General features: G+C 61.3%; 20 protein-coding genes. 8 read left to right on the top strand and 12 right to left on the bottom strand.

The features are described from left to right. Positions 1-143 precede the first annotated feature (143 nt). Positions 144-2,798: a DNA gyrase subunit A gene (gyrA, locus tag J2Y90_RS24310; RefSeq protein WP_253504207.1), complete on the bottom strand. Its 2,655-nt coding sequence runs from the start codon at positions 2,796-2,798 to the stop codon at positions 144-146. Between the two features lie 445 nt (positions 2,799-3,243). Next, entirely contained in the window at positions 3,244-4,320 is a 1,077-nt protein-coding gene (gene mtnA, locus J2Y90_RS24315) for an S-methyl-5-thioribose-1-phosphate isomerase (protein ID WP_253504210.1), read from the bottom strand. A 108-nt stretch (positions 4,321-4,428) separates the two neighbouring features. Between mtnA and J2Y90_RS24320 the strand changes: the two genes are divergently transcribed. The 5 genes from J2Y90_RS24320 (at position 4,429) to J2Y90_RS24340 (ending at position 9,341) form a co-directional block, all read left to right on the top strand. After that, positions 4,429-5,763 (top strand): TRZ/ATZ family hydrolase, encoded by a 1,335-nt coding sequence (locus J2Y90_RS24320; protein ID WP_253504214.1) that lies wholly within the window; start codon positions 4,429-4,431, stop codon positions 5,761-5,763. 58 nt (positions 5,764-5,821) lie between these two features. Further along, positions 5,822-6,520: a bifunctional 2-polyprenyl-6-hydroxyphenol methylase/3-demethylubiquinol 3-O-methyltransferase UbiG gene (gene ubiG, locus J2Y90_RS24325; protein ID WP_253504215.1), complete on the top strand. Its 699-nt coding sequence runs from the start codon at positions 5,822-5,824 to the stop codon at positions 6,518-6,520. Positions 6,521-6,524: 4 nt separating this feature from the next. After that, entirely contained in the window at positions 6,525-7,196 is a 672-nt protein-coding gene (gene mupP / locus J2Y90_RS24330) for an N-acetylmuramic acid 6-phosphate phosphatase MupP (RefSeq protein WP_016770929.1), read from the top strand. A 116-nt stretch (positions 7,197-7,312) separates the two neighbouring features. Further along, complete coding sequence (locus J2Y90_RS24335) at positions 7,313-8,053, top strand: YciK family oxidoreductase (protein WP_253504218.1); 741 nt, start codon at positions 7,313-7,315, stop codon at positions 8,051-8,053. 361 nt (positions 8,054-8,414) lie between these two features. Beyond that, entirely contained in the window at positions 8,415-9,341 is a 927-nt protein-coding gene (locus tag J2Y90_RS24340; RefSeq protein WP_253504220.1) for a GGDEF domain-containing protein, read from the top strand. 102 nt (positions 9,342-9,443) lie between these two features. Here the strand turns inward: J2Y90_RS24340 and J2Y90_RS24345 are convergent, their stop codons facing one another. From J2Y90_RS24345 to J2Y90_RS24375, 7 genes are all read right to left on the bottom strand, one after another. Continuing rightward, positions 9,444-10,205, bottom strand: a complete 762-nt coding sequence (locus J2Y90_RS24345; RefSeq protein WP_301291687.1) for a TenA family transcriptional regulator — start codon at positions 10,203-10,205, stop codon at positions 9,444-9,446. A gap of 77 nt (positions 10,206-10,282) precedes the next feature. After that, a complete protein-coding gene (locus J2Y90_RS24350; RefSeq protein WP_253504227.1) occupies positions 10,283-12,742 on the bottom strand; it encodes an EAL domain-containing protein in 2,460 nt (819 codons plus the stop codon). A 137-nt stretch (positions 12,743-12,879) separates the two neighbouring features. Continuing rightward, positions 12,880-14,697 carry an ABC transporter ATP-binding protein gene (locus tag J2Y90_RS24355; protein WP_253504230.1) on the bottom strand — a complete coding sequence of 606 codons (1,818 nt, stop codon included), beginning with the start codon at positions 14,695-14,697 and terminating at the stop codon, positions 12,880-12,882. Then, positions 14,690-15,292: a DsbA family protein gene (locus J2Y90_RS24360; RefSeq protein ID WP_200890471.1), complete on the bottom strand. Its 603-nt coding sequence runs from the start codon at positions 15,290-15,292 to the stop codon at positions 14,690-14,692. The genes J2Y90_RS24355 and J2Y90_RS24360 overlap by 8 nt, the downstream gene beginning before the upstream one ends. 35 nt (positions 15,293-15,327) lie before the next feature. Then, the gene (gene trhO, locus J2Y90_RS24365; RefSeq protein WP_186621624.1) at positions 15,328-16,269 is read right to left on the bottom strand and encodes an oxygen-dependent tRNA uridine(34) hydroxylase TrhO; all 942 of its coding nucleotides are present in this window, start codon (positions 16,267-16,269) and stop codon (positions 15,328-15,330) included. A gap of 150 nt (positions 16,270-16,419) precedes the next feature. Beyond that, positions 16,420-16,719: a BolA family protein gene (locus J2Y90_RS24370; protein WP_101156381.1), complete on the bottom strand. Its 300-nt coding sequence runs from the start codon at positions 16,717-16,719 to the stop codon at positions 16,420-16,422. 12 nt (positions 16,720-16,731) lie between these two features. Next, positions 16,732-17,253 carry a DUF2059 domain-containing protein gene (locus tag J2Y90_RS24375; RefSeq protein WP_039760068.1) on the bottom strand — a complete coding sequence of 174 codons (522 nt, stop codon included), beginning with the start codon at positions 17,251-17,253 and terminating at the stop codon, positions 16,732-16,734. A 191-nt stretch (positions 17,254-17,444) separates the two neighbouring features. On the opposite strand from J2Y90_RS24375, the gene J2Y90_RS24380 reads away from it, so the two are divergent. After that, entirely contained in the window at positions 17,445-18,839 is a 1,395-nt protein-coding gene (locus tag J2Y90_RS24380; RefSeq protein ID WP_042607951.1) for a class II fumarate hydratase, read from the top strand. An 85-nt stretch (positions 18,840-18,924) separates the two neighbouring features. On the opposite strand, the gene J2Y90_RS24385 is transcribed toward J2Y90_RS24380, so the two are convergent. Beyond that, positions 18,925-19,878: a DMT family transporter gene (locus tag J2Y90_RS24385; protein ID WP_253504234.1), complete on the bottom strand. Its 954-nt coding sequence runs from the start codon at positions 19,876-19,878 to the stop codon at positions 18,925-18,927. Between the two features lie 210 nt (positions 19,879-20,088). On the opposite strand from J2Y90_RS24385, the gene J2Y90_RS24390 reads away from it, so the two are divergent. Next, complete coding sequence (locus J2Y90_RS24390) at positions 20,089-20,280, top strand: DUF6316 family protein (protein WP_253504237.1); 192 nt, start codon at positions 20,089-20,091, stop codon at positions 20,278-20,280. A 103-nt stretch (positions 20,281-20,383) separates the two neighbouring features. Here J2Y90_RS24390 and J2Y90_RS24395 read toward each other — a convergent pair whose 3' ends face one another. Further along, entirely contained in the window at positions 20,384-21,568 is a 1,185-nt protein-coding gene (locus J2Y90_RS24395; protein ID WP_253504240.1) for a thiolase family protein, read from the bottom strand. A gap of 103 nt (positions 21,569-21,671) precedes the next feature. Then, entirely contained in the window at positions 21,672-23,186 is a 1,515-nt protein-coding gene (gene pap, locus J2Y90_RS24400; protein ID WP_253504243.1) for a polyphosphate:AMP phosphotransferase, read from the bottom strand. A 227-nt stretch (positions 23,187-23,413) separates the two neighbouring features. Between pap and mnmC the strand changes: the two genes are divergently transcribed. After that, on the top strand, positions 23,414-25,393 hold the full coding sequence (mnmC, locus tag J2Y90_RS24405; protein ID WP_253504246.1) for a bifunctional tRNA (5-methylaminomethyl-2-thiouridine)(34)-methyltransferase MnmD/FAD-dependent 5-carboxymethylaminomethyl-2-thiouridine(34) oxidoreductase MnmC: 1,980 nt from the start codon (positions 23,414-23,416) through the stop codon (positions 25,391-25,393).

The raw sequence follows: 25,393 nt of genomic DNA on the forward strand, positions 1-25,393 counted from the left end.
AAGGCTGCGATCCTTTGATCTTCACCCCGAAAAGCAAGATCAAAAGATCGCAGCCTTCGGCAGCTCCTACAGGGACCTCTCGAAAATTCATACCGGACAAATAACAAGGGGGCGAATTCTCATCCGCCCCCTTGTTTGTCCGCTTATTCCTGCGGTTCTTCGTCAGCTGCGGCGTCGAGTTGCTGGTCTTCACCCGCCTCGTCGATGCCGACGCTGCCTGCGAATTCCTCGCCCTCTTCACCTTCGAGCTCTTCGCCTTCGACTTCCGAAGGCTCCTGGACCCGCTCCAGCCCGACCAGGGTTTCATCCTTGGCCAGCTTGATCAGCGTCACGCCCTGAGTGTTACGGCCCAGGCTCGACACTTCGCCGACACGGGTACGCACCAGAGTGCCCTGATCGGAGATCAGCATGATTTCTTCACCGTCGAGCACCTGCACCGCGCCGACCAGACGGCCGTTACGCTCGTTGCTGACCATGGCGATCACGCCCTGACCGCCACGCTTGTACTCAGGGAACTCGGTGATCGCGGTGCGCTTGCCATAACCACGCGCCGAAGCGGTGAGGATCTGGCTGCCTTCTTCCGGGATCAGCATGGAAATCAGCTTCTGCCCTTCCGGCAGACGCATGCCGCGCACGCCGCGAGCGGTACGACCCATGGCACGTACGTCGGACTCTTTGAAGCGGGTGACCTTGCCGCCGTCGGAGAACAGCATCACTTCGCGCTCGCCATCGGTGATGGCCGCAGAGATCAGCACGTCGCCTTCGTCCAGCTCCAGCGCGATCAGACCGACGCTGCGCTGACGGCTGAAGGATTCCAGCGGGGTCTTCTTCACCGTGCCTTTAGCAGTGGCCATGAAGATGAAGTGCCCTTCGGTGTATTCCTCGACCGGCAGCATGGTGGTGATGTATTCATCACTGTCCAGCGGCAGCAGGTTGACCAGCGGACGACCACGGGCCGCGCGGGATGCTTCCGGAATTTCGTAGGTCTTGAGCCAGTACACCTTGCCCTTGCTGGAGAACAGCAGCAGCGTGGTGTGGCTGTTGGCGACCAGCAGGTGAGCGATGTAGTCCTCGTCCTTGACGCCGGTGGCCGACTTGCCTTTGCCGCCACGACGCTGAGCCTGGTACGCAGCCAGCGGCTGGGTCTTGGCGTAGCCACCGTGGGAGATGGTCACGACGCGCTCTTCTTCCGGGATCATGTCGCCCAGGGTCAGGTCGAGACGGGCATCGAGAATTTCGGTGCGGCGCACGTCGCCGTATTCGGCGCGGATCACTTCCAGCTCTTCGCGGATCACTTCCATCAGGCGCACGGCGCTGTTGAGGATGCGGATCAGCTCGCCGATCTGGTTGAGGATCTCCTGATACTCGGCCAGCAGCTTCTCGTGCTCCAGACCGGTCAGACGGTGCAGGCGCAGTTCGAGAATCGCTTGCGCCTGTTCTGGCGAGAGGAAGTACTTGCCTTCGCGCAGACCGTATTGCGGATCGAGGTTTTCCGGACGGCACGAATCGGCACCGGCCCGCTCAACCATCGCCACCACGGCGGAAGATTCCCAAGGCGTGCTGATCAGCGCTTCCTTGGCTTCCGACGGAGTTGGCGAGGCCTTGATCAGGGCGATCACCGGGTCGATGTTCGACAGGGCAACAGCCTGGCCTTCGAGAATATGCCCACGCTCGCGCGCTTTGCGCAGTTCGAACACGGTACGGCGGGTAACCACTTCGCGACGGTGACGGACGAAGGCTTCGAGCAGATCCTTGAGGTTGAGGATGCGCGGGCGGCCGTCGATCAGCGCGACGATGTTGATACCGAACACCGATTGCAGCTGGGTCTGGGCGTAGAGGTTGTTGAGGATCACCTCAGGCACTTCGCCGCGACGCAGTTCGATCACGACGCGCATACCGTCCTTGTCGGACTCGTCGCGCAGCTCGGTGATGCCTTCAAGCTTCTTCTCTTTGACCAGCTCGGCGATCTTCTCGATCAGACGCGCCTTGTTCAGCTGGTACGGGAGTTCGGTGATGACGATCTGCTGACGACCGCCGACCTTGTCGATGTCTTCGATGATCGAGCGGGCACGCATGTAAATGCGCCCGCGACCGGTGCGGTAGGCTTCGATGATGCCGGCGCGACCGTTGATGATCGCGGCGGTCGGGAAGTCTGGACCGGGAATGTATTGCATCAGCTCATCGACGGTCAGCTCGGGGTTGTCGATGAGGGCCAGGCAACCGTCGATGACTTCACCGAGGTTGTGCGGCGGAATGTTGGTCGCCATGCCCACGGCGATACCGCTGGAACCGTTGACCAGGAGGTTCGGTACGCGGGTCGGCATGACCGCCGGGATCAGTTCGGTGCCGTCGTAGTTCGGCACCCAGTCCACGGTTTCCTTGTGCAGGTCAGCCAGCAGCTCGTGCGCCAGCTTGGTCATGCGCACCTCGGTGTATCGCATGGCCGCGGCATTGTCGCCATCGACCGAACCGAAGTTGCCCTGGCCGTCGACCAGCAGGTAGCGCAGGGAGAAAGGCTGGGCCATACGAACGATGGTGTCGTACACGGCAGTGTCACCGTGCGGGTGATACTTACCGATCACATCGCCGACGACACGGGCAGATTTCTTGTACGGCTTGTTGTAGTCGTTGCCCAGCTCGCTCATCGCGAACAGTACGCGACGGTGCACGGGCTTGAGGCCATCGCGCGCATCCGGCAGTGCACGGCCGACGATCACGCTCATTGCGTAGTCGAGGTAGGACTGTTTCAGCTCGTCTTCGATATTGACCGGGAGGATTTCTTTGGCCAGTTCGCCCATGAGAAGCCTGATTCCTTTTTCTGGTGAAACTTCGTCATATCCATGTGGGAGCAACGAAGCTCGTCGGGGCCGGCCGAGTGCCATGCGCCGACTTACGACAAATCAACATTGGATCGCGGATTTGCGCAGTAAAGACCGCTCCGTGGAGCCGCCTCGGAAAACGCCGGATGTTATCACAAAGGCCGCCACGCACCTATCCCCCAGATGCGCATGGAGCATAGTTAGTTGACTGATGACAGGCTTGAGAGGGACGAGAGAGGCTCAGAGCTTGGTTGAATGTGAAAACCGGCGCTGAATTAGCGATGTTTATTGACAATAACCGCCTCTTTGCTGGCACACACACCTGTAGGAGCTGCCGAAGGCTGCGATCTTTTGATCTTCGCTCCTTAAAAGCAAAGTCAAAAGATCGCAGCCTTCGGCAGCTCCTACCCTGAGCATGCTGACCTTAATGCAGGCGCTTGCGGCACATCAGCTGGGCCATTTTCGCGGTGTCCGGGCGCTCGACGATGCCTTTCTCGGTGACGATCGCGTCGATCAGATCCGCCGGAGTGACATCAAACACCGGGTTGAACGTTTCAACATCGGCACCGACGCGTTTGCCGCCGACTTCCAGCAGTTCGGCGCCATCGCGCTCTTCAATCGGAATGTCATCGCCGCTGGCGAGGTTCATGTCGATGGTCGAACTCGGCGCGACGACCATGAAACGCACGCCGTGGTGCATGGCGTTCACCGCCAGTTGATAAGTCCCGATCTTGTTCGCCACGTCGCCATTGGCGGTGATGCGATCAGCGCCGACGATCACCCAGGTCACGCCTTTGGTTTTCATGATGTGTGCAGCAGCGGAGTCAGCGTTCAGGGTCACCGGGATGCCTTCGTTGGCCAGCTCCCACGCGGTCAGGCGCGAGCCCTGCAGCCACGGCCGGGTTTCATCGGCGTAGACGCGTTCGACCATGCCTTCTATATAAGCAGCGCGGATCACTCCCAGCGCAGTGCCGAAACCACCCGTGGCCAGCGCGCCAGTGTTGCAGTGAGTGAGAATCGCCTGGGCATTGCCCTGATGCTTGCGAATCAGATCGACGCCGAGCTGCGCCATGGTCAGGTTGGCCTCGCGGTCGCTTTCGTGAATGGCGATGGCTTCGGCTTCCAGCGCCGCCAGCGGATCGGCATTGCTTTTCAGACGATCCAGGCGATCGTGCATGCGGCCCAGCGCCCAGAACAGATTGACCGCAGTCGGACGCGAGTCGGCCAACAGGGCGAAATCTTCTTCCAGCGCCGCGTACCAGTCGCCGCCCTCGGCAATCCGCGCCCGCGCCGCGAGGACGACACCATAGGCCGCGCTGATGCCGATGGCCGGCGCGCCACGCACGACCATCGAGCGAATCGCCTCGGCCACGCCGGCGGCGCTGGTGTAGGCGATCCAGGTTTCCTCGAACGGCAAAATACGCTGATCCAGCAGGTGCAGCGCGCCATCACGCCAATCGATGGCCTTCACTTTCTCCGCAGCCAACAGTCGATCGCGCATCCCACACCCCGCACTCATGAACAAAAGCCGCCGATTATAGCGATCCCCCCGCGAAGACGCTCGGGTATACTTCGCCATCCTTTACAAAAGCACTGGAACCGACCCTCGATGCCGAAACCTGCCATTGCGCTCGACCTGTTATTGCTGCCGACCTGGCTGGTCCCCGTCGAACCTGCAGGCGTAGTGCTCAAGGAGCACGGCCTGGGCATCCGTGACGGTTGCATCGTGTTTATCGGCCCGCGCGCCGAAGCGTTGAAGTGTAACGCGACGGAAGTCCGTGAACTGCCGGACGTGCTGCTCGCCCCGGGCCTGATCAACGCCCACGGCCACGCGGCGATGACGCTGTTCCGTGGCCTGGCCGACGATTTGCCGCTGATGACCTGGCTGGAAAACCACATCTGGCCGGCCGAGGGCAAGTGGGTCGATGAAGATTTCGTCCGCGATGGTACCGATCTGGCCATCGCCGAACAGATCAAGGGCGGCATCAGCTGTTTCTCGGACATGTACTTCTTCCCGAAAGTCGCCAGCGAGCGCGTGCACAACAGCGGTATCCGCGCGCAGATCGCCATTCCGATCCTCGATTTCCCGATCCCCGGCGCCAGCAGCGCCGACGAAGCCATTCGTCAGGGCGTCGAATTGTTCGGCGACCTCAAGCATCACGAACGCATCAAGATCACCTTTGGCCCTCATGCACCCTACACCGTCGGTGATGAGAACCTGGAGAAAATCCGCGTGATCGCCGAAGAGCTGGACGCCGCGATCCACATGCACGTGCATGAAACCGCATTCGAAGTGCAGCAAGCCGTCGAGCAGACCGGCGAACGGCCACTGGCGCGTCTCGGCCGCCTTGGCCTCCTCGGCCCGCGGTTCCAGGCGGTGCACATGACCCAGATCAGCGATGAAGACCTCGCGCTGCTGGTAGAAAGCAACAGCAGCGTGATCCACTGCCCGGAATCCAATCTCAAACTGGCCAGCGGCTTCTGCCCGGTCGAGCGTTTGTGGCAGGCTGGGGTCAATGTGGCTGTGGGCACCGATGGTGCGGCGAGCAACAATGATCTCGATCTGCTCGGCGAAACCCGCACCGCTGCGCTGCTGGCCAAGGCCGTCGCCGGTTCCGCCACCGCGCTGGACGCCCATCGCGCCCTGCGCATGGCCACTCTCAATGGCGCGCGGGCACTGGGGATCGAGGCGCAAGTCGGCTCGCTGGAGATCGGCAAAGCCGCGGACATCGTCGCTTTCGACCTGTCCGGTCTGGCGCAGCAACCGGTGTATGACCCGGTGTCGCAGCTGATCTATGCCACCGGGCGCGATTGCGTGAAACACCTGTGGGTCGCCGGCAAGCAACTGCTCGACGACCGGCGCCTGACCCGCATGGACGAACAACAGCTGGGCGAGACCGCCCGCCACTGGGGCCAGCGCATCAGCGGCCATACCGAATCGTAAACACCGCGGCGCAATATCCGCGGCTACAGCCCTTTTCAGGTTTTTCGAGGAATTGAACATGAGCAACGTCGACCACGCCGAAATCGCCAAATTCGAGGCCCTGGCTCATCGCTGGTGGGACCGCGAAAGCGAATTCAAGCCACTGCACGACATCAACCCGCTGCGGGTCAACTGGATCGACGAACGGGTCAACCTGGCCGGCAAGAAAGTCCTCGACGTCGGTTGCGGCGGCGGCATCCTCAGCGAAGCCATGGCCCAGCGCGGCGCCACGGTGATGGGCATCGACATGGGCGAAGCGCCGCTGGCGGTCGCGCAACTGCATCAGCTGGAATCCGGGGTCAGCGTCGAATACCGGCAGATCACCGCCGAAGCCCTGTCCGAAGAAATGCCCGAGCAGTTCGACGTCGTGACCTGCCTGGAAATGCTTGAGCACGTGCCGGATCCGTCCTCGGTGATCCGCGCCTGCTTCCGCATGGTCAAGCCGGGCGGCCAGGTGTTCTTCTCGACCATCAACCGCAATCCGAAGGCGTATCTGTTCGCGATCATCGGCGCCGAATACATCATGAAGCTGCTGCCGCGCGGCACCCACGACTTCAAGAAATTCATTCGCCCATCCGAGCTCGGCGCGTGGAGCCGCATGGCTGGCCTGACAGTAAAAGACATCATCGGCCTGACCTACAACCCGCTGACCAAGCACTACAAGCTGGCCAACGACGTTGACGTCAACTACATGATCCAGACCCTGCGCGAGGAATAAGCCGATGGCCATCAGAGCGGTACTTTTCGACATGGACGGCACCCTGCTCGACACCGCGCCGGACTTCATCGCCATCTGCCAGGCGATGCGTGCCGATCGCGGTCTGCCGCCGATCAATGACAAGCACATTCGCGACGAGATTTCCGGCGGCGCGAAGGCCATGGTCGCGGTGACGTTCTCGATGGACCCGGAATCGCCGGGTTTCGAGGAACTGCGTCTGGAGTTTCTCGAGCGCTATCTGGTCGGTTGCGCGGTGCACAGCAAGCTGTTCGACGGCATGGGCGAACTGCTCGCTGACATCGAGAAGGCCAACCTGATCTGGGGCGTGGTCACCAACAAACCGGTGCGTTTCGCCGAGCCGATCATGCAACGTCTGGGGCTGGCCGAGCGCTCGGCGCTGCTGATCTGCCCGGATCATGTGAAGAACAGCAAGCCGGATCCTGAGCCGCTGATCCTTGCGTGCAAAATGCTTGATCTGGATCCGTCGACCGTTCTGTTTATCGGCGATGATTTGCGCGACATCGAATCGGGCCGCGACGCCGGCACCAAGACCGCTGCGGTGACCTACGGCTACATCCACCCGGACGACAACCCACGGCATTGGGGCGCGGACGTGGTGGTGGATCACCCGCTGGAGTTGCGCAAGGTGCTTGATAGCGCGCTTTGCAGCTGCTGATCAAAATCAAAAGATCGCAGCCTTCGGCAGCTCCTACATGAGAATGCATACCCATGTAGGAGCTGCGGAAGGCTCGGGCCGCGTTCGGACGATCTTTTAAGGACTATGAGGTTTTTATGTTTGATTACACCGCTCGCCCCGAATTGCTCAAGGATCGGATCATTCTGGTTACCGGCGCCGGGCGTGGCATCGGCGCGGCTGCGGCGAAGACCTATGCCGCACACGGCGCCACTGTGCTGCTGCTGGGCAAGACCGAAGCCAATCTGACCGAAGTCTATGACGAAATCGAAGCAGCCGGTCATCCGCAACCGGCGGTGATCCCGTTCAACCTCGAGACCGCCCAGCCCCATCAGTATGATGAGCTGGCGGCGATGATCGAAACCGAATTCGGCCACCTCGATGGCTTGCTGCACAATGCTTCGATCATCGGCCCGCGCACGCCGATCGAACAACTCTCCGGCGAAAATTTCATGCGCGTCATGCAGGTCAACGTCAATGCGATGTTCATGCTGACCAGCACCCTGCTGCCGCTGCTCAAGCTGTCCCAGGATGCGTCGGTGGTATTCACCTCCAGCAGCGTCGGGCGCAAGGGCCGTGCGTATTGGGGCGCTTATGGCGTGTCGAAATTCGCCACCGAAGGTCTGATGCAAACCCTGGCCGACGAAGTTGAAGGCGTCGCGCCGGTGCGCTCCAACAGCATCAACCCCGGTGGCACCCGCACCAGCATGCGTGCCCAGGCGTATCCGGGGGAAAACCCGCTGAATAATCCGACGCCAGAACAGATCATGCCGGTGTATCTGTACCTGATGGGTCCCGACAGCGCGGGCGTTAACGGCCAGGCCTTCAACGCTCAATAACGCCGTACGTCGCATTTGTTGCCGCGGCAGAATGCCGTCGCGGCAAACCATTGCCGCTCAGAAGCGTCACAAAGCCGCCAATTAGCCAGCGCGGTGCTCCGGCGGCTTTCAGCAAGTCATTGATTCAAAAAGCTTTAAATAAAATCGAACCGAATGGCACGGGTTTCGCTCTAAATTCCCTCAAAACATGCCGTGTGATGGCCATGGGGCAACGCCGATTTCGATAGCTGACTGATCGTTCTGCGGCAGACTAAACTTACGCCAAACGTCCTACGGGACTGATGGATCAGTACGACGCGCAGCCCATAGCCGCTCTCACCCAGCCTGTAAGACAGACTTACTGCTTAGGGGCTCACGCCATATGAAATCTCCTTCCCAGACCCATGCAATTGACTTCGACAGTGCCAAATTGCAGCGCCTGGGCTTCGGTCAACTGCCGGCGCTGATCGAGCGCCCGACCAGCCTGGCGCAATTGCGTCAGCAAATGAGCCTGCAACTGCAAACCAGTCTTGAGCCACAGCGCATCCTTGGACTGTTCTTTCGCGAAATCCAGCGCCTGGTGCCGTTGGATGCCCTGAGCTATGTGCATAAGGCCAGCGACCTGCGCCTTGAGTTCGGTGCTCGTGGTCATCATTCGGTCAGCTACGCCCTGAGCCACGAAGGCGAGCACATGGGCGACCTGGTCTTCCGCCGTAATCAGCGTTTCAACGAAAAGGAACAGGGCGACCTCGAGTCGCTGCTGTCCTGCCTGTTGTACCCGATGCGCAACGCCCTGCTCTATCGCGCCGCCACCCAAAGTGCCCTGCGCGACCCGTTGACTGGCGCCGGCAACCGCGTGGCCATGGAACAGACCTTGCAGCGCGAGATCGACATGTCGCGCCGCCATGTGCAGCCGCTGTCGGTGCTGATGCTCGACATCGACCACTTCAAACGGGTCAACGACGAACACGGCCACGGCGCCGGGGATGACGTGCTCAAGGCTATCGCAGCGTCGATCAAGGCGCAGCTGCGCAACGTCGACATGGTGTTCCGTTATGGCGGCGAGGAGTTTCTGATCCTGCTGTCCAACACCGGCCGTGAAGCGGCGGCGATGGTCGGCGAGCGTTTGCGCCAAGCGACGCAGTCGGAGGAATATTTTGCCGATGGCCAGTTGATCGAGATCACTGTGAGCCTGGGATGCTCGACGTTGTTGCCGGGCGAGTCGGCGGACAGCTTGCTGCGCCGAGCCGACAGTGCGTTGTACGTCGCAAAGCGCGAGGGGCGCAACCGGCTGGCGATGGCTGGCTAGAAATCATTGTGGGAGCGAGCCTGCTCGCGAAGAGGCAGTGTCAGACAACGATTCGTTGAATGACCCACCGCTTTCGCGAGCAGGCTCGCTCCCACAGTTCTATCAGCTTTCGGTTACAGTCCGGCGCTCGCGGTTGACCAGCAACCGCTCCGAGGTTTCAAGCTGCATGCACCGTTCGAGGAACAGGTACATGTAGTCATAGCTCTTGCAGATCGCCTGACGCAGCTCGGCCTGCAAGGTCTTGCTCGGGTTCATGCCGGCCAGGGTGCAGATGATTTCCAGCGCTTCCCACGGGTGGGCATCGTCGTATTGGGCGTGCATCTTCAACCACTTCATCGCGCGCTTGCGATCTTCTTCCGGGAACGCCGCCGCGTAGACCCCGGTCGAGCAGACCACCGCTGACCACTCCCCGGTCGCGCCCTCGATCGCATAGTTGGTCGCCGCAATCGCCACGATCAGCGAATCCGCCGAGCTGGTGTGCCAGCACCAGTGACTCAGCGCGTGCAGTTCTGGCGGCACTTGCTGGGCCTGAAGATCTTCCAGGCTGACGCCATGGGCGCGGCTCCAGTGCATCCAGTAATCGGCGTGATTGAGTTCGACGCGAATGTTGCGCATCAGCCAGCGGCGCGCCATGTCCTCGCCGGGGTGGCGGGCGAAGCGCGTTTTGGTGAGGTTCTGTGCCATGTACAAGGCGAATTGCTCGACCACCGGCCAGCCCCCGATCAGGTACTGGCGCATGGTTTTCGCGCTGAGTTTGTTGTCACGCATGCGCTGGTAAAGTTCATGTTCGACAACCCGGCGCTTGCTCTCGCTGCAGTCCTCGATGAGCTGTTGCGCCCAGGCAGGATAACTTGCAGCTTCCATGAGCGGTCCGGTTCGGTTGAATGTGTCGATCACTGTTCGGCTCCTTTTGAGTTGTGATGGCAAGATCGGCGAGAGACTCAACGGAACGTGCCAGGCGCTTTGAACAACAACGGCTGCGGTCTGGCAGGGCGACTTTGCAAACTGTCACAGGTAAACAACTGCGGACGCTCGATGACATAACCCTGAGCGTAATCCACACCTATTTCAAGCAATGCCTGTTCGATCTGGTTAGTTTCAACAAACTCGGCAATTGTCTGCTTACCCATAACATGGCCGATGTGATTGATCACCTCGACCATTGCCCGGTTTATCGGGTCGTCCAGCATATCCTTTACGAAACTCCCGTCGATCTTCAGGAAGTCTACAGGCAAATGTTTCAAGTAAGCGAATGAAGACATTCCGGCACAAAAGTCATCTAAGGAGAAGTGACAACCTAAGCCTTTGAGTTCATTGATAAAACGAATTGCACTGCCAAGATTTGCGATTGCACTGGTTTCAGTAATTTCAAAACAAATCATTTCAGGGGGTATAGCGTAGTTAACGAACTGTTCGCGCAGGAAGTGCAAAAACGCGTCATCTCCGATAGTAATGCCTGACAGATTAATCGCACACATCGCTAAAGGAAGTTCATGTTCCTGTTCAATACACTGAGCAATAACCTTGAAAACGTTCTGAACTACCCAGCGATCTAACTGGGTCATCAAACCGTACCGTTCCGCCGCTGGGATAAAGCTGTCAGGCAAAATCATCCGCCCGGATTCATCATGCAAACGCAGGAGGATCTCGATGTGCCCGGCCTGGCCGGGTTGCGGCTTGAGCGGCGCGATCTGCTGGGCATACAGGCAGAAGCGGTTTTCTTCCAGCGCCATGTGCAGCCGTTGCACCCAGGCCATTTCACCGAAGCGCATGGACAGTTCGGAATCGTCTGCATGATAGACCTGCACGCGGTTGCGGCCCTTTTCCTTGGCCATGTAGCAGGCCATGTCCGCCGCGCGCAACGAGGCTTCGAGGGTGGTCGGATTCTGCGCCACATGCACCAGGCCGATGCTGATCGTGGTCAGGAACGGCCGCCCTTTCCAGACAAAATGCAGGTTCTGCACGGTCTGGCGCAGGCTCTCGGCAATCTTCTCCGCCACCTCCGGCGGGCAGTTCTCCAGCAGGATGCCGAACTCGTCGCCGCCGAGCCGCGCCAGGGTGTCGCCCTCGCGCAGGCCCGATTGCAGCAGCGTGCAGATATGCCGCAGCAACTCATCGCCCGCCGCATGGCCGCAGGTGTCGTTGACCAGTTTGAACTGGTCCAGATCGAGGAACATCAGCGCATGCCGGCCGGACTGACGCGTCAGCTTGTGCAAGGCCTGTTCGAGGCGATATTCGAATTCGCGGCGGTTGGCCAGCCCGGTCAGCGCATCGTGGGTGGCCTGCCAGGACAGATTGGCGATGTACTGCCGCTCCTGAGTCATGTCGTGCAGCACCAGCACCGTGCCACTGACATTGCCGGCATTGCGGATCGGCGCGCCGACCAGGGTCACCGACAGGGTGCTGCCGTCCAGACGCTGGATCAGCTTGGAGTGTTCGCTGCCGCCGCTGAGCTGGCCGCTGAGGATGTGCTCGATCAACGTCAGCCCTTCGGTCTGGGCGTTCTCGTCGAGCAGGTTGAACAGCGCCGACAATGGCAGTCCCGCCGCCTGCTCGGCCTTCCAGTGGGTCATGGCCTCGGCGGCCGGGTTCATGTAATCGATCGCACCGTTGACATCGGTGGTGATCACGCCATCGCCAATCGACTGCAAGGTGATGTGCGCGCGATCCTTCTCCAGCTGCAACGCCTGGGCGAATTCATGTCGCTGCTTGAGCAGTTTGTGCGTGCGCCACAGCGCCAGCGCGATCAGGCCCAGCGCGGTGGCCAGGTTGGTGAACAGCAACAAGCGCATGATCACCCGCGAGCCCTCGCCCAGGGCATCACTGAACGCTTTCGCGGCTGGGGTCACGGCATCGTTGATGGCAAAGATCTGCACTTTCCAACGCTGCACATCGCCGGGACTGGCCTGATTCTGCGCAATGCCTTGATGCATCTCTTGCGCGACTTCGTGCAATCGGTCCAGATAGGCGTCGCCGATCGTCCAGCGATCGATGGCGGTTTCGAGATAGCTGAAGTGCCGGAAATTGAGGTACAGCCAGATCAGGCTGGAGACGTCGTCCGGATGATTGCCGCCCTTGAGTATGCCTTCGCGCGCAGCCTGCAGATCCGGCGGCTGACGATCCAGCGCCAGGCGCAATTCGTGCCCGCCCTGGGGCACGGCGATTGCCGTGAGGTACTTGCGATAGATCGCCTCGTCACGACTGTCGGCGTACAGGTTGAGGTAATAGATGGCGTCTTTCTGGCCCTTGGACCACAGGCTTTCGCCGGCCACGTAGCCACGCACGGCCGAGAGCACGTAAAGGCTCACGCCCCCGAGTAATGCCTGGAACACCACGACAGCGATAAAGGGCCAGACGATACCCAACAACCGTGGCGTTCCCAGAGTCTGCTTTTGCTTCATGAGATTCCTTGCATGAGCACTGCCCGCTCGCCTTCCGGGCGAATTCGCTATGACGAGACTAGGTGGGGTTCTCGTTCAAGGCAAGGCGCGGCCTTACACCGCGCGCAGAACGTCTGACAGGTCGGCGAAGGTTTCGATCAGTGCTGTTGCAAGTTGCCGTATAGCTTGGCGTACAGACCGCCGTCGGCGATCAGTTGGCGATGGTCGCCGTCCTCGGCGATCTGCCCGCCGTCGAACACCAGCACGCGGTCCGCCTGTTTCACCGCCGACAGGCGATGGGCAATGATCAGCGTGGTGCGGCCATTGAGAAATTTCGCCATCGCCTGGTGCAGGTTGTACTCGGTGGCGGCGTCGAGGGCCGAGGTGGCTTCGTCGAGAATAACCACTTTCGGCTCGGCGAGAATCATCCGTGCGATCGCCAGACGTTGGCGCTGGCCGCCGGACAAACGCACGCCGGAACGACCGACGATGCTGTCGAGGCCATCGGGCAGCGCGCGGATGGTCGCGGCCATCTGCGCGATGTCCAAAGCGTTCCAACAGGCTTCGTCGCTGCGAATGCGGCCCATGGTCAGGTTGGCGCGTACGCTGTCGTTGAACAGTGCCGGATGCTGCAACACCACCGCGACGTTCTCGCGCACCGTCTCCAGACCGATTTCCTGCTGGGTCGACCCGCCGAAGCGAATGGTTCCGGCCGCTGGCGTGTACAGCCCCAACAGCAGCTGCACCAAGGTACTTTTGCCGCCGCCGCTGGCGCCGACAATCGCGACTTTCTCGCCGGGCAGGATCGACAGGTTCATCTGATCCAGCACCAGCTCGTCGCCATAACCGAAGCTCAGGCCTTGCACCTCGATGCCGACGGTGTCGCGGCCCTTGAACGGATCGACGCCGCCGGGATACTGCGGCTCGTCGGCGCGCGCCAGCAGTTCATTGATCCGCGCCAGTGCGCCGCCCGCCGCATAGTAGGCGTATTGCAGGTTGAGCAGCTGTTCGACCGGGCCGATCATGAACCACAGGTAGCTGAACACCGCGAGCATCTGCCCGATCGACAGGTCGGAAAACAACACGGTGAGCATCGCTGCTGCGCGGAAGATGTCGATGCCGAACTGGAACAGCAAACCACTGGCGCGGTTCGAGGCGTCGGTTTTCCATTGCGAGTTGACCGCGTAGTTGCGCACCTCCTGTGCACGCAGACCGAGGCGCCCGAGGAAATAGCCCTGGCGGTTGCCGGCGCGCACTTCCTGAATCGCGTCGAGGGTTTCGCTCAGCGCCTGGGTGAAGCGTGAGGTGCTGTCGTTCTCGAGTTTCTTCAGGTGTTTGACGCGTTTGCCCAACTGCACCGTGGCGTAGATCACCAACGGGTTGAACAGCAGAATCAGCAGCGCCAGCTTCCAGTGCATCCACATCAGGATGCTGGCGGTGCCGAACAGGGTCAGCATCGCGACGAGGAAGCGGCTGAGGGTTTCGCCGACGAATTTATCGAGGGTATCCAGATCGGTGACCAGGTGCGTGGTCACCGTGCCGCTGCCGAGGCTTTCGTATTCGCCGAGGGAAATACGCTTGAGCCGTTCGATCAGACGCACGCGAATCCGGTAGACGATATCCTTGGCCAGCCGCGCGAACAGCCGTGACTGCAACACGCCAAAACACAGGGCGCTGCAACGCAGGGTCAGGGTCACCACCAGCATCAGGCCGATATAACCCGCCGCCTGTTGCCACATGCTCGGCAGGAAATGGTTCATGACTTTCAACGCGGCATCGCCGTGGCCGAGCAGGACTTCGTCGACCAGCAATGGCAGCAGCAACGGAATCGGCACACTGCACAACGTCGCCAGCACAGCCACGCCGTTGGCGATCCACAGGGATTTCTTGTGATGCAGTGCCAGACGCCGGACTTCGGCCCAGCTCAGCCGGTCGACACGCTCTACGGCTGGCGTGTCATCGGCCCGGTCAGACACAGGCCGCGCGCTCCAGCCAGCGGCCGAGCAATGGCGACAGCTCGCTGAGCGGTTGATAGCCGTTGGTCAGCAGCGCCAGTTGACCGTTGCGCTCGGCGAGCAGGGTCGGGAATCCGGCGATGCCCAGATCCTGCACCCAGGTGAAATCGGCCTGGGTCGCCTTGTGCTGGTCGGCATGATCGAACAACGCGGCGAATTCGATACGCGGTACGCCGGCCTGCTCCGCCAGTTCGACCAGCACGCTGGCCTGGGTGACATCGCGACCTTCGGCATAGAACGCCTGCTGGATCAGCCCGACCAGTGTCCACGCGCAATCCGGCGCCAGACTGCGCGCGGTGACGATGGCGCGACAGGCCGGTTCGGTGTCGTAGACAAAACCGTCAGGCAACGCGTCGTCGAATTTGAACGGCTGGCCGGTGGCCTCGGTGACCGCTTGCCAGTGCTCAAGAATGTAGCGTCGCGTGGTCGGCTCCAGCGCCGAACCGCTGCCGGTCCGCAAACCGCCAACCACCAGATGCAGCTCGACCCCGGCTGCCTGCGCCTGCTCGACCAGTGCCTTGGCCACCGGAGCAAATCCCCAGCACCATGAACACATCGGATCCATCACATAGAGCAGGCGCGCAGACATGGTTAGGCCTCGGTGGATGCTTGCTTATAGTTGTAGCCGATCGGGTGCGGCTGGTTGCGCGCCTTGGCCAGTTCGATCTGCTTTTGCCGATCGATGGCGCTGCGCCGGGTCTTCTCGCTGAGCTTGTCCCAGCAATGCGGGCAACTGATACCGGCGACGTAGTGCTCGGAGGCGCGATCCTCAACGCTGACCGGTGTGCGGCAGGCATGACATTGATCGTAGTCGCCTTCGGTCAGGTCGTGACGCACGGTCACGCGGTTGTCGAAGACGAAGCAGTCGCCGCGCCACTTGGTTTCTTCCTGCGGCACCTCTTCGAGGTACTTCAGGATGCCGCCCTTGAGGTGGTAGACCTCTTCGAAACCTTCGCCGAGCATGTAGCTCGAGGCTTTTTCGCAGCGAATGCCGCCGGTGCAGAACATCGCGACCTTCTTGTGCACGGCCGGATCGAAGTGTTCTTTGATGTAGTCGGGAAACTCGCGAAAACTGGTGGTTTTCGGATCGATGGCGCCTTCGAAGGTGCCGATCGACACTTCGTAGTCGTTGCGCGTGTCGATCAGCAGCACTTGCGGGTCGCTGATCAGCGCGTTCCAGTCCTGCGGCTCGACGTAGGTGCCGACCTTCTTGTTCGGGTCGACGCCTTCGACGCCGAGGGTGACGATCTCTTTCTTCAGCTTGACCTTGGTGCGGTAGAACGGCTGCTCGTCGCAGTACGATTCCTTGTGGTCGATGTCGACCATGCGTGGATCGTTCTTCAGCCAGGCGAGCAGACCGTCGATGCCTTCGCGGGTGCCGGAAACCGTGCCGTTGATGCCTTCTTCGGCGATCAACAGGGTGCCTTTGATGCCGTTGTCGACCATCGCTTGCAGCAGTGGCTCGCGCAGGTTGACGTAATCTTCGAGGGTGACGAACTTGTACAGTGCCGCTACGACAATCGGTTGTGTCATGGGTATTTCTCCAGGTGGCTACCCTCGCAAAGGGTGAACCGGATTCAAAAAAAACGCGCCGGCTAAGCGGCGCGTTGCGGATTCTAGCAAAAACATCACCGCCTGCGGCAGTTCCCTGCAGGAGCTGCCGATGGCGGCGATCTTTTGATCTTAATGTTTGCTACCGCCAGCACAGGTCGGCGACGCCGGGGCGCCATCGATCTCTGCCCACTCCTGCGGGGTGTAGGTGTGCAGTGCCAACGCATGGAACTCGCCCATCAGCTCGCCGAGCGTGCCGTAGACTTTCTGGTGACGCTTGACCCGGTTCAGGCCTTCGAACTGCGCGCTGACCACCACAGCCTTGTAGTGGGTCTGTAACCCGCGACTGTGCATGTGGCTTTCGTCCAGCACCTGCAGATGCTCAGGCTGTAACAGGGCCAGCGTCGATTCGATGCGTTGTTGCATGGTCATCACGAACTCCGCTTACTTCTTCTTGGCCGGCGCAGCAGCGCCTTTCGGGTCCAGCTCTTTGGTCATGTCGTCGAGCAGCTTGTTGACCACCGGCACCGCGCTTTCCAGTTTGCCCTGGGTCATCTGCGCCGACTGCTGGGTCAGCTGTGGCATTTTTTCGAGGACTTTCTTGCCCAGTGGCGACTGGTAGAAAGCCACCAGATCCTTCAGCTCGGACTCGCTGAAGTTGCTGGTGTAGAGCTTGACCATGTCCGGCTTGAGCTTGTTCCAGCCGATGGCCTGGTCCAGCGCGGCGTTGGCCTTGGCCTGGTAGGTTTCGAGAACGGCTTTCTTCGACTCAGGCGCTTTGGTCTGTTCAAAGCGCTGGGCGAACATTTGCTGCACTTGCATGTACACCGGGGTGCCCAGCTTGTCAGCGTGAGCCAGCGTCAGGAAAGCTTCGGCACTGGCGTTGTGGCTGGCGGTATCGGCAAGCACCTGGCCGCTGGCGCAAACCAGTGCAACCGCGGTACAGATGGCGCGAAGACGAGTCATCGAGTTTCCTTTAAGCAAAGCGAGGTCGAACCCCAAGGGCGACCATTCTGCGCCTAACAATCGCTGTGGCTCAACCCCCGACCCTTGCCGCGCTTGATTGGCGGGGCTTTGCGGTCAACAATCGAGCCGATGGAACCACCCGGGCCGATGCCGGCCTAAATTGCGCCAACAGACCAACAGGAGTGTGCACGATGAGCCGTATCGAAACCGACAGCCTGGGCCAGATCGAAGTCCCGGACGACGCTTACTGGGGTGCTCAGACGCAACGCTCGCTGATCAACTTCGCCATCGGCCAGGAACGCATGCCGCTACCGGTGCTGCATGCCCTGGCGCTGATCAAGAAAGCCGCCGCGCGGGTCAACGACCGCAACGGCGATCTGCCCGCCGACATCGCCCGGCTGATCGAACAGGCCGCCGATGAAGTCCTCGCCGGTGAGCACGACGAGCAGTTTCCGCTGGTGGTCTGGCAGACCGGCAGCGGCACCCAGAGCAACATGAACGTCAACGAAGTGATCGCCGGTCGCGCCAACGAACTGGCCGGCAACCCGCGCGGCGGCAAGTCGCCGGTGCACCCGAACGATCACGTCAACCGCTCGCAAAGCTCCAACGACTGCTTCCCCACCGCCATGAGCATTGCCACCGCCAAAGCGGTGCAGGAACAGCTGCTGCCGGCGATTGCCGAGTTGTCCGGCGGCCTTGCTGAACTGGCGGCACGGCACATGAAACTGGTGAAGACCGGGCGCACGCACATGATGGACGCGACGCCGATCACCTTCGGTCAGGAGCTGTCCGGGTTCATCGCGCAACTGGATTATGCCGAGCGCGCGATTCGTGCCGCGCTGCCGGCGGTCTGCGAACTGGCTCAGGGCGGCACTGCGGTGGGCACCGGGCTGAATTCGCCGCACGGTTTCGGTGAAGCGATTGCCGCCGAACTTGCAGCACTCTCAGGTTTGCCGTTCGTCACCGCGCCGAACAAATTCGCTGCGCTGGCGGGCCATGAGCCGCTGGTCACTTTGTCCGGCGCGCTGAAAACCCTCGCCGTGGCGTTGATGAAGATCGCCAATGACCTGCGTCTGCTGGGCTCAGGTCCGCGCGCGGGTTTCGCTGAAGTGAAGCTGCCAGCCAACGAGCCGGGCAGTTCGATCATGCCCGGCAAGGTCAACCCGACCCAGTGCGAAGCGCTGTCGATGCTCGCCTGTCAGGTGCTCGGCAACGACGTGGCGATCGGTATTGCTGCGAGCCAGGGGCACTTGCAGTTGAACGTGTTCAAACCGGTGATCATCCACAACCTGCTGCAATCGATCCGTTTGCTCGGCGATGGCTGCAGCAACTTCCAGCAGCACTGCATCGCCGGACTCGAACCCGATGCCGAGGCCATGGCCAAACATCTGGAGCGTGGGCTGATGCTGGTGACCGCGCTGAACCCACATATTGGTTATGACAAATCGGCGGAGATCGCCAAGAAGGCCTACAGCGAAGGGTTGACCTTGCGTGAGGCGGCGCTGCAGTTGGGTTATCTGACCGATGAAGAGTTCGATGCGTGGGTGCGGCCGGAGAACATGATCGAGGCTGGCGCCAAGGGCTAAAGCAAAAGATCGCAGCCTTCGGCAGCTCCTACAGGGAAACGCATTCCAATTGTAGGAGCTGCCGCAGGCTGCGATCTTTTGATCTTCAGGCCATGCGCATCCGCCGCGCCCTGAGCCCGGCAATCAACGACGGCCCCAACGCCACCAGCGCCGAACCCAGCACCACCAGCACCGCCCCGCCATAGCCCAGCGCATTGATCTGCTCGGCATGCACATACTCGGGCCAGATCCGCGCCGCAATCGCCACCGCAACGAATGTCACCAACGGCGTGATCGCCAGCGTCGCACTGACCCGCGACGCTTCCCAATGCGCCAGCGCTTCGGCGAATGCGCCGTAAGCGATCAAGGTATTCATGCAGCACGCCAGCAACAGCCAGCCCTGCAGCGGGCTCAGCTCCAGCGCTTCCAGCGGATGCACCCAAGGCGTCAGCAACAGCGCGCAGAACAGATAGATCACCATCATCACCTGCAACGAATTCCACACCGTCAGCAATTGCTTCTGCCCCAGCGCGTAAAAGGTCCAGACGGTCGACGCCAGCAACACCAACAGCACGCCAGCGGTGTAATCGGACAGCGAGGTCAGCAGTTCGGCCAGGCGCTGATTGAAGAACAGGCCAAAGCCGATCAGCAGCACCAGCAAGCCGATGCCCTGGCCGATGCTGAAGCGCTCCTTGAACACGAACAGGCTGGCAATCAGCAACATGATCGGGCCCATTTGCACCACCAGTTGCGCGGTGCCGGGGCTGAGCAGGTTGAGACCCATCAGGTACAGCACGTAATTGCCGACCAGCCCCAGCACGGCCATCAGCACCAGCCAGCTGCCCTTGGGCCCGAGCACCTTGCGACTCGGCAGACGTTTTACCGAGGCCAGATAAATGAACAGGCAGCCGCCGGACACCAACAGGCGAAACCAGGTCACCGTGACCGGGTCCATCACCTGCAGCACCTGTTTGAGCTTGATCGGCAGGATGCCCCACAGAAATGCGGTCAGCAGCGCCAGGAACAGTCCGTACACCCAGCGCCCCGATGAAATGTGCATGCGATCCCCAAAAGCCTGCTGACAAGAACACTCATTCTAGGCGCCCGACCGCGCACAACACAGGGACAGTTGCCGGCAGGCCGCGAATGAAACTGTGCAGGTCGCAGGAGTAAACCGCCGCGCCGCCGTTGATCGGCCGGACAGGCGCGCCAAGTGCTTCAGGCATAAGCTGATTGCAGACTTTTCCACGCATTGATCAGGGAGACCGACATGTACGCCATGCGCGCCGAGGACAGCGCCCCCGCCACCCGTTTTCGCAGCGACCGCGTGTGCCGGGTCAATGGCGAGCTGTATTTCAGCACCCGGGAAAATACCCTCGAGGGGCCGTTTGACGGTCAGGTGATCGAGCGGGAGATTCAGGCATATATAGCGCGGATGCAGCGGCAGGACTCCAGCCGCTGAACCGCGGCGCTGCCTTCGCGAGCAGGCTCGCTCCCACAGGGGAATACCGTCACCTGTGGGAGCGAGCCTGCTCGCGAAGGGGCCTGAACAGGCAACCAATCCTTTAGCGCACCGCCTCAAACAACCCCGTCGCCCCCATCCCGCCACCCACACACATGGTGACGATGCCGTAACGCAGATTGCGTCGCTGCAATTCCCGAATCAAATGCCCAACCTGGCGCGAGCCGGTCATGCCGAACGGGTGGCCGATGGAAATCGAGCCGCCATTGACGTTGTACTTCTCGTTATCGATTTCCAACCGATCACGGCTGTAGAGACACTGCGAAGCGAACGCCTCGTTCAACTCCCACAGATCGATATCCGCGACTTGCAGGCCCTTGGCCTTGAGCAGCTTTGGCACTGAGAACACCGGGCCGATGCCCATTTCGTCCGGCTCGCAACCGGCCACAGTGAAACCGCGGAAAAACGCTTTGGGTTTGAGCCCCAGCTCCAGCGCCTTGTCCAGGCTCATCACCAGCGTCATCGAGGCACCGTCGGACAGTTGCGATGAATTGCCCGCCGTCACCGAACCGTCGTCGGCAAATACCGGTTTCAAACCGGCAAGGCTTTCGTAGGTCGTGTCCGGGCGGTTGCAGTCGTCGCGCTCGACGACGCCATCGACAATCTGCACCTCGCCGCTGTTCTTGTCTTCGACGCGGTATTTCACCGCCATCGGCACGATTTCATCATCGAACAGGCCGGCAGCCTGCGCTTGCGCCGTGCGCATCTGGCTCTGCAGCGCGTAACGATCCTGCGCCTCGCGGCTGACGCCATAACGCCGGGCGACCACTTCGGCAGTCTGGCCCATGGTGTAGTAGATGCCGGGGGTCTGTTGCTTGAGCAGAGGATTGATCAGGTGATCGGTGTTGACGCTTTTCAGGGTAAGGCTGATCGACTCGACGCCACCGGCAACGATGATCTCGCTGCAACCGGAGGCGATCTGGTTGGCGGCAATCGCAATCGCCTGCAGGCCCGACGAGCAGAAACGGTTGAGGGTCATGCCGGCGGTGCCGGTGCCCAATCGCGAGAGCACCGCGACGTTGCGGCCGATGTTGTAGCCCTGCGCGCCTTCGTTGGAGCCGGCGCCGACGATGCAGTCCTCGACGCTGGCCGGGTCGATATCGTTGCGTGTCAGCAGCGCATTGACGCAGTGGGCCGCCATGTCATCGGGGCGGGTCTGGTTGAACTTGCCGCGAAAGGATTTGGCCAGGCCGGTCCGCACGCTGTCGACGATCACCACTTCACGCATGGCATACCTCATTGTTGTTGTCGGTTGAAAGTGGACCTGAGCATAAGCCCACCTTCTTGCCGACCGTGAGGATCATTCACCCGGCGTATGCGCGGCCATCGCTTCAGTCCTTGTGTTTTTTGGCCTTCTTGTCGGATTTCTCGAACGCGTCTTCCAGCGCACGGTTGATCGTGCGCAGGACTTTCACCCGTGCCCAGCGTTTGTCGTTGGCCTCGACCAGCGTCCACGGCGCGATCTCGGTGCTGGTGCGATCGACCATGTCGCCCACTGCCGCGCGATAGGCGTCCCACTTTTCGCGGTTGCGCCAGTCGTCCTCGGTGATCTTGAAACGCTTGAAGGAGATCTCTTCACGCTCCTGAAAGCGCTCCATTTGCGTGTCCTTATCGATGGCCAGCCAGAACTTGACGACGATCACGCCGGCGTCGGCCAGTTGCTCTTCGAAGTCGTTGATCTCGCCGTAAGCGCGCAGCCAGTCGGCCTGGGTGCAGAAGCCTTCGATGCGCTCGACCAGCACCCGCCCATACCACGAGCGATCGAACACGGTGAATTTGCCCCGCGCCGGAATGTGCCGCCAGAACCGCCACAGGTAGGGTTGCGCGCGTTCTTCTTCGGTTGGCGCGGCGATCGGCACGATGCTGTACTGACGCGGGTCGAGTGCGGCGGCGACGCGGCGGATCGCCCCACCCTTGCCCGCCGCGTCATTGCCTTCGAACACCGCGATCAGCGCATGGCGACGCATGCGTTTGTCGCGCATCAGCCTGGACAGGCGCGCCTGCTCGGTGATCAGCTGTTCTTCGTAGTCTTTCTTGTCCAGACGCTGTGTCAGGTCGAGGCTGTCGAGCAGGTTCAACTGATCGACCGGCGTACCCAGCGGCGCGGCACTGACTTCGTGGGGATTGACCTCGGCACGCTTGAGCGCATTTTGCAGGCCTTCGAGGAGAATCTTGCCCACCACCAGGCTGCGGTAATTGGCGTCGGCACCTTCGATGACGTGCCACGGCGCGTAATCGCGGCTGGTGCGGCGCAACACGCGCTCGCCGTATTTGACGAACTTGTCGTAGGTCTGTGATTGCTGCCAGTCCAGCGGACTGATGCGCCAGCTGTGCAGCGGGTCGTCAGCCAATGACTTGAGCCGCGCTTTCATCTGTTTTTTGGACAGGTGAAACCAGAACTTGAAGATCAGCGCGCCTTCATCGCAAAGCATCTTTTCCAGACGCTCGGCGCCGGCAATGGCCTGGTCCAGACGCGGATCCTTGAACAGCCCATGGACCCTGCCCTGGAGCATCTGGCTGTACCAGTTGCCGAAGAAAATCCCCATCCGCCCCTTGGCCGGCAGCATGCGCCAGTAGCGCCACGCCGGTGGCCGTGCGAGTTCTTCATCGGTTTGCTGGTCGAAGGTGCGCACTTCGATCAGGCGCGGGTCCATCCATTCATTGAGCAGCTTGACCGTCTCGCCCTTGCCCGCCCCTTCGATGCCGTTGATCAGGATGATCACCGGGAAACGCTTCTGCTGCTGCAACTCGAACTGCGCTTCCAGCAAGGCTTCACGCAGCGCAGGGACCGCCGCCTCATAAGTGTCTTTGTCGATGGCGTGACCGATTTCAGCGGATTCAAACATGGGACGGCTCCTTCCAGGGTTCAGCAAGACTAGCGGATGATTGCAGCACCTGAACAGATCGCAGCCTTCGGCAGCTCCTACATTTGCAATGCGTTTCCCTGTAGGAGCTGCCGAAGGCTGCGATCTTTTGAAATTTTCCCTGACACGCCCAAATCCCGTCTTGTGCTGGATCAGGCAGCTCGCGCGCGATCGGCTAGAATGGCCGCCTTGTGTTTGCCGAGCCTGCCATGAAAGCCGAAATGCCCCACGCCCTACTCGACTGGGACGACCACGGACGCCCACGTTCGCGGGTGTTCGATGACGTGTATTTTTCCGACCAGTCGGGGCTGGACGAAACCCGCTATGTGTTTCTTGAACAGAATCGACTCGCCGAGCGTTTCGCTGCGTTGCCGGCCGATGGACGTCTGGTCATTGGCGAAACCGGTTTCGGCACCGGACTGAACTTTCTCTGCGCCTGGCAGTTGTTCGAACAGCACGCGGTGGCCGGCGCGCGCCTGCATTTTGTCAGCGTCGAGAAGTACCCGCTGGCACCTGCGGACCTGCGCCGGGCCTTGGTCCTGTGGCCGCAGCTCAAGCCATTGGCCGATCAATTGCTCCAGCAATACGTAGCGATTCATCCAGGCTTTCAGCGCATCACCCTGGCCGAAGGTCGGGTGACGCTGACTTTGCTGATTGGCGATGCGCTGGAGCAACTGCCGCAACTCGATGCACAGATCGACGCGTGGTTTCTCGACGGTTTCGCCCCGGCGAAAAACCCCGACATGTGGACCGCAGAGTTGTTCGTCGAACTGGCGCGCCTGGCTGCACCGGGCTCGACTATCAGCACCTTCACCAGCACCGGTTGGGTCCGGCGTTTGCTCAACGCTGCCGGGTTCAAGATGAAACGCACGCCGGGCATCGGCCACAAATGGGAAATCCTGCGTGGCGAATTTCTCGGCTGGCCCGCCGAGGTGGCTGCGCCCGTGCCGGCGAAACCCTGGTTCGCCCGCCCTGCTCCACTCACCGGCGAACGCCGGGCGCTGGTGATCGGCGCCGGTCTGGCCGGCTGCGCGACGGCGTCGAGCCTGGCGGCGCGCGGCTGGCAGGTGAGTCTGCTGGAACGTCACGCGACGGTGGCGCAAGAAGCCTCGGGCAACCCGCAAGGCGTGCTCTATCTGAAGCTGTCCGCCCATGGCACCGCGTTGTCGCAATTGATTGTCAGCGGCTTCGGTTACACCCGGCGCCTGCTGGAAAGCCTGCAACGCGGCACTGATTGGGACGACTGCGGCGTGCTGCAACTGGCGTTCAACGCCAAGGAAGCCGAGCGTCATGCGCAATTGGCGGAGGCGTTTCCCGAGGATCTTCTGCAATGGCTGGACCAGCCGCAAGCGCAGGCGCGCGCCGGTGTCGGCGTGGTCCATGGCGGTCTGTTCTATCCCGAGGGTGGCTGGGTGCATCCGCCGGCGCTGTGTCAGGCCCAAGTGATGCACGCCAATATTGAATTGCTCAATCATCACCATGCCTTGGAGCTGCGCAAGGTCGCAGACCAGTGGCAAGCCTTCGACGGCGAGCGTTTGCTCGCCAGTGCACCCGTTGTGGTCTTGGCCGGCGCCGCGGACATCAAGCGTTTTGCCCAGAGTGCCGAATTGCCGCTCAAGCGTATTCGCGGGCAGATCACTCGCCTGGCTGAAACCGCAGACAGTCGTGCGCTGGCCACGGTGGTGTGTGCCGAAGGCTACGTCGCCCCGGCACGCCTGGGCGAGCACACGCTGGGCGCCAGTTTCGACTTCAACAGTGACGACCTGACGCCCACGACCGCCGAGCACCAAGGCAATCTGGCGATGCTCGAAGAGATTTCCAGCGATCTGCTGACACGTCTGAACATCAGCGAGCAGCCACTTGAGAACCTTGAGGGCCGCGCCGCCTTCCGTTGCACCAGCCCGGACTATCTGCCGATCGTCGGCCCGCTCGCCGACCGCGCAGCCTTCGTTCAGACCTACGCGGCCCTGAGCAAGGACGCCCGGCAAGTGCCGGACAGCGCTTGCCCGTGGCTCGACGGTCTGTACGTCAACAGCGGCCACGGTTCTCGCGGGCTGATCACCGCGCCGCTGGCCGGCGAACTGCTCGCCGCGTGGCTGGACAACGAGCCGCTGCCGTTACCACGCAGCGTGGCCGAAGCCTGCCATCCCAACCGTTTCGCATTGCGCCAGTTGATTCGCGGCAAGTGA

Source organism: Pseudomonas koreensis (assembly GCF_024169245.1).
Taxonomy (GTDB): Bacteria; Pseudomonadota; Gammaproteobacteria; order Pseudomonadales; family Pseudomonadaceae; genus Aquipseudomonas; species Aquipseudomonas koreensis_F.

Coding starts and splice junctions, on each gene's coding strand:
- gyrA (WP_253504207.1), bottom strand. CDS start 2,798: ATGGGCGAACTGGCCAAAGAAATCCTCCCGGTCAATATCGAAGACGAG.
- mtnA (WP_253504210.1), bottom strand. CDS start 4,320: ATGCGCGATCGACTGTTGGCTGCGGAGAAAGTGAAGGCCATCGATTGG.
- J2Y90_RS24320 (WP_253504214.1), top strand. CDS start 4,429: ATGCCGAAACCTGCCATTGCGCTCGACCTGTTATTGCTGCCGACCTGG.
- ubiG (WP_253504215.1), top strand. CDS start 5,822: ATGAGCAACGTCGACCACGCCGAAATCGCCAAATTCGAGGCCCTGGCT.
- mupP (WP_016770929.1), top strand. CDS start 6,525: ATGGCCATCAGAGCGGTACTTTTCGACATGGACGGCACCCTGCTCGAC.
- J2Y90_RS24335 (WP_253504218.1), top strand. CDS start 7,313: ATGTTTGATTACACCGCTCGCCCCGAATTGCTCAAGGATCGGATCATT.
- J2Y90_RS24340 (WP_253504220.1), top strand. CDS start 8,415: ATGAAATCTCCTTCCCAGACCCATGCAATTGACTTCGACAGTGCCAAA.
- J2Y90_RS24345 (WP_301291687.1), bottom strand. CDS start 10,205: ATGGAAGCTGCAAGTTATCCTGCCTGGGCGCAACAGCTCATCGAGGAC.
- J2Y90_RS24350 (WP_253504227.1), bottom strand. CDS start 12,742: ATGAAGCAAAAGCAGACTCTGGGAACGCCACGGTTGTTGGGTATCGTC.
- J2Y90_RS24360 (WP_200890471.1), bottom strand. CDS start 15,292: ATGTGTTCATGGTGCTGGGGATTTGCTCCGGTGGCCAAGGCACTGGTC.
- trhO (WP_186621624.1), bottom strand. CDS start 16,269: ATGACACAACCGATTGTCGTAGCGGCACTGTACAAGTTCGTCACCCTC.
- J2Y90_RS24370 (WP_101156381.1), bottom strand. CDS start 16,719: ATGACCATGCAACAACGCATCGAATCGACGCTGGCCCTGTTACAGCCT.
- J2Y90_RS24375 (WP_039760068.1), bottom strand. CDS start 17,253: ATGACTCGTCTTCGCGCCATCTGTACCGCGGTTGCACTGGTTTGCGCC.
- J2Y90_RS24380 (WP_042607951.1), top strand. CDS start 17,445: ATGAGCCGTATCGAAACCGACAGCCTGGGCCAGATCGAAGTCCCGGAC.
- J2Y90_RS24385 (WP_253504234.1), bottom strand. CDS start 19,878: ATGCACATTTCATCGGGGCGCTGGGTGTACGGACTGTTCCTGGCGCTG.
- J2Y90_RS24390 (WP_253504237.1), top strand. CDS start 20,089: ATGTACGCCATGCGCGCCGAGGACAGCGCCCCCGCCACCCGTTTTCGC.
- J2Y90_RS24395 (WP_253504240.1), bottom strand. CDS start 21,568: ATGCGTGAAGTGGTGATCGTCGACAGCGTGCGGACCGGCCTGGCCAAA.
- pap (WP_253504243.1), bottom strand. CDS start 23,186: ATGTTTGAATCCGCTGAAATCGGTCACGCCATCGACAAAGACACTTAT.
- mnmC (WP_253504246.1), top strand. CDS start 23,414: ATGAAAGCCGAAATGCCCCACGCCCTACTCGACTGGGACGACCACGGA.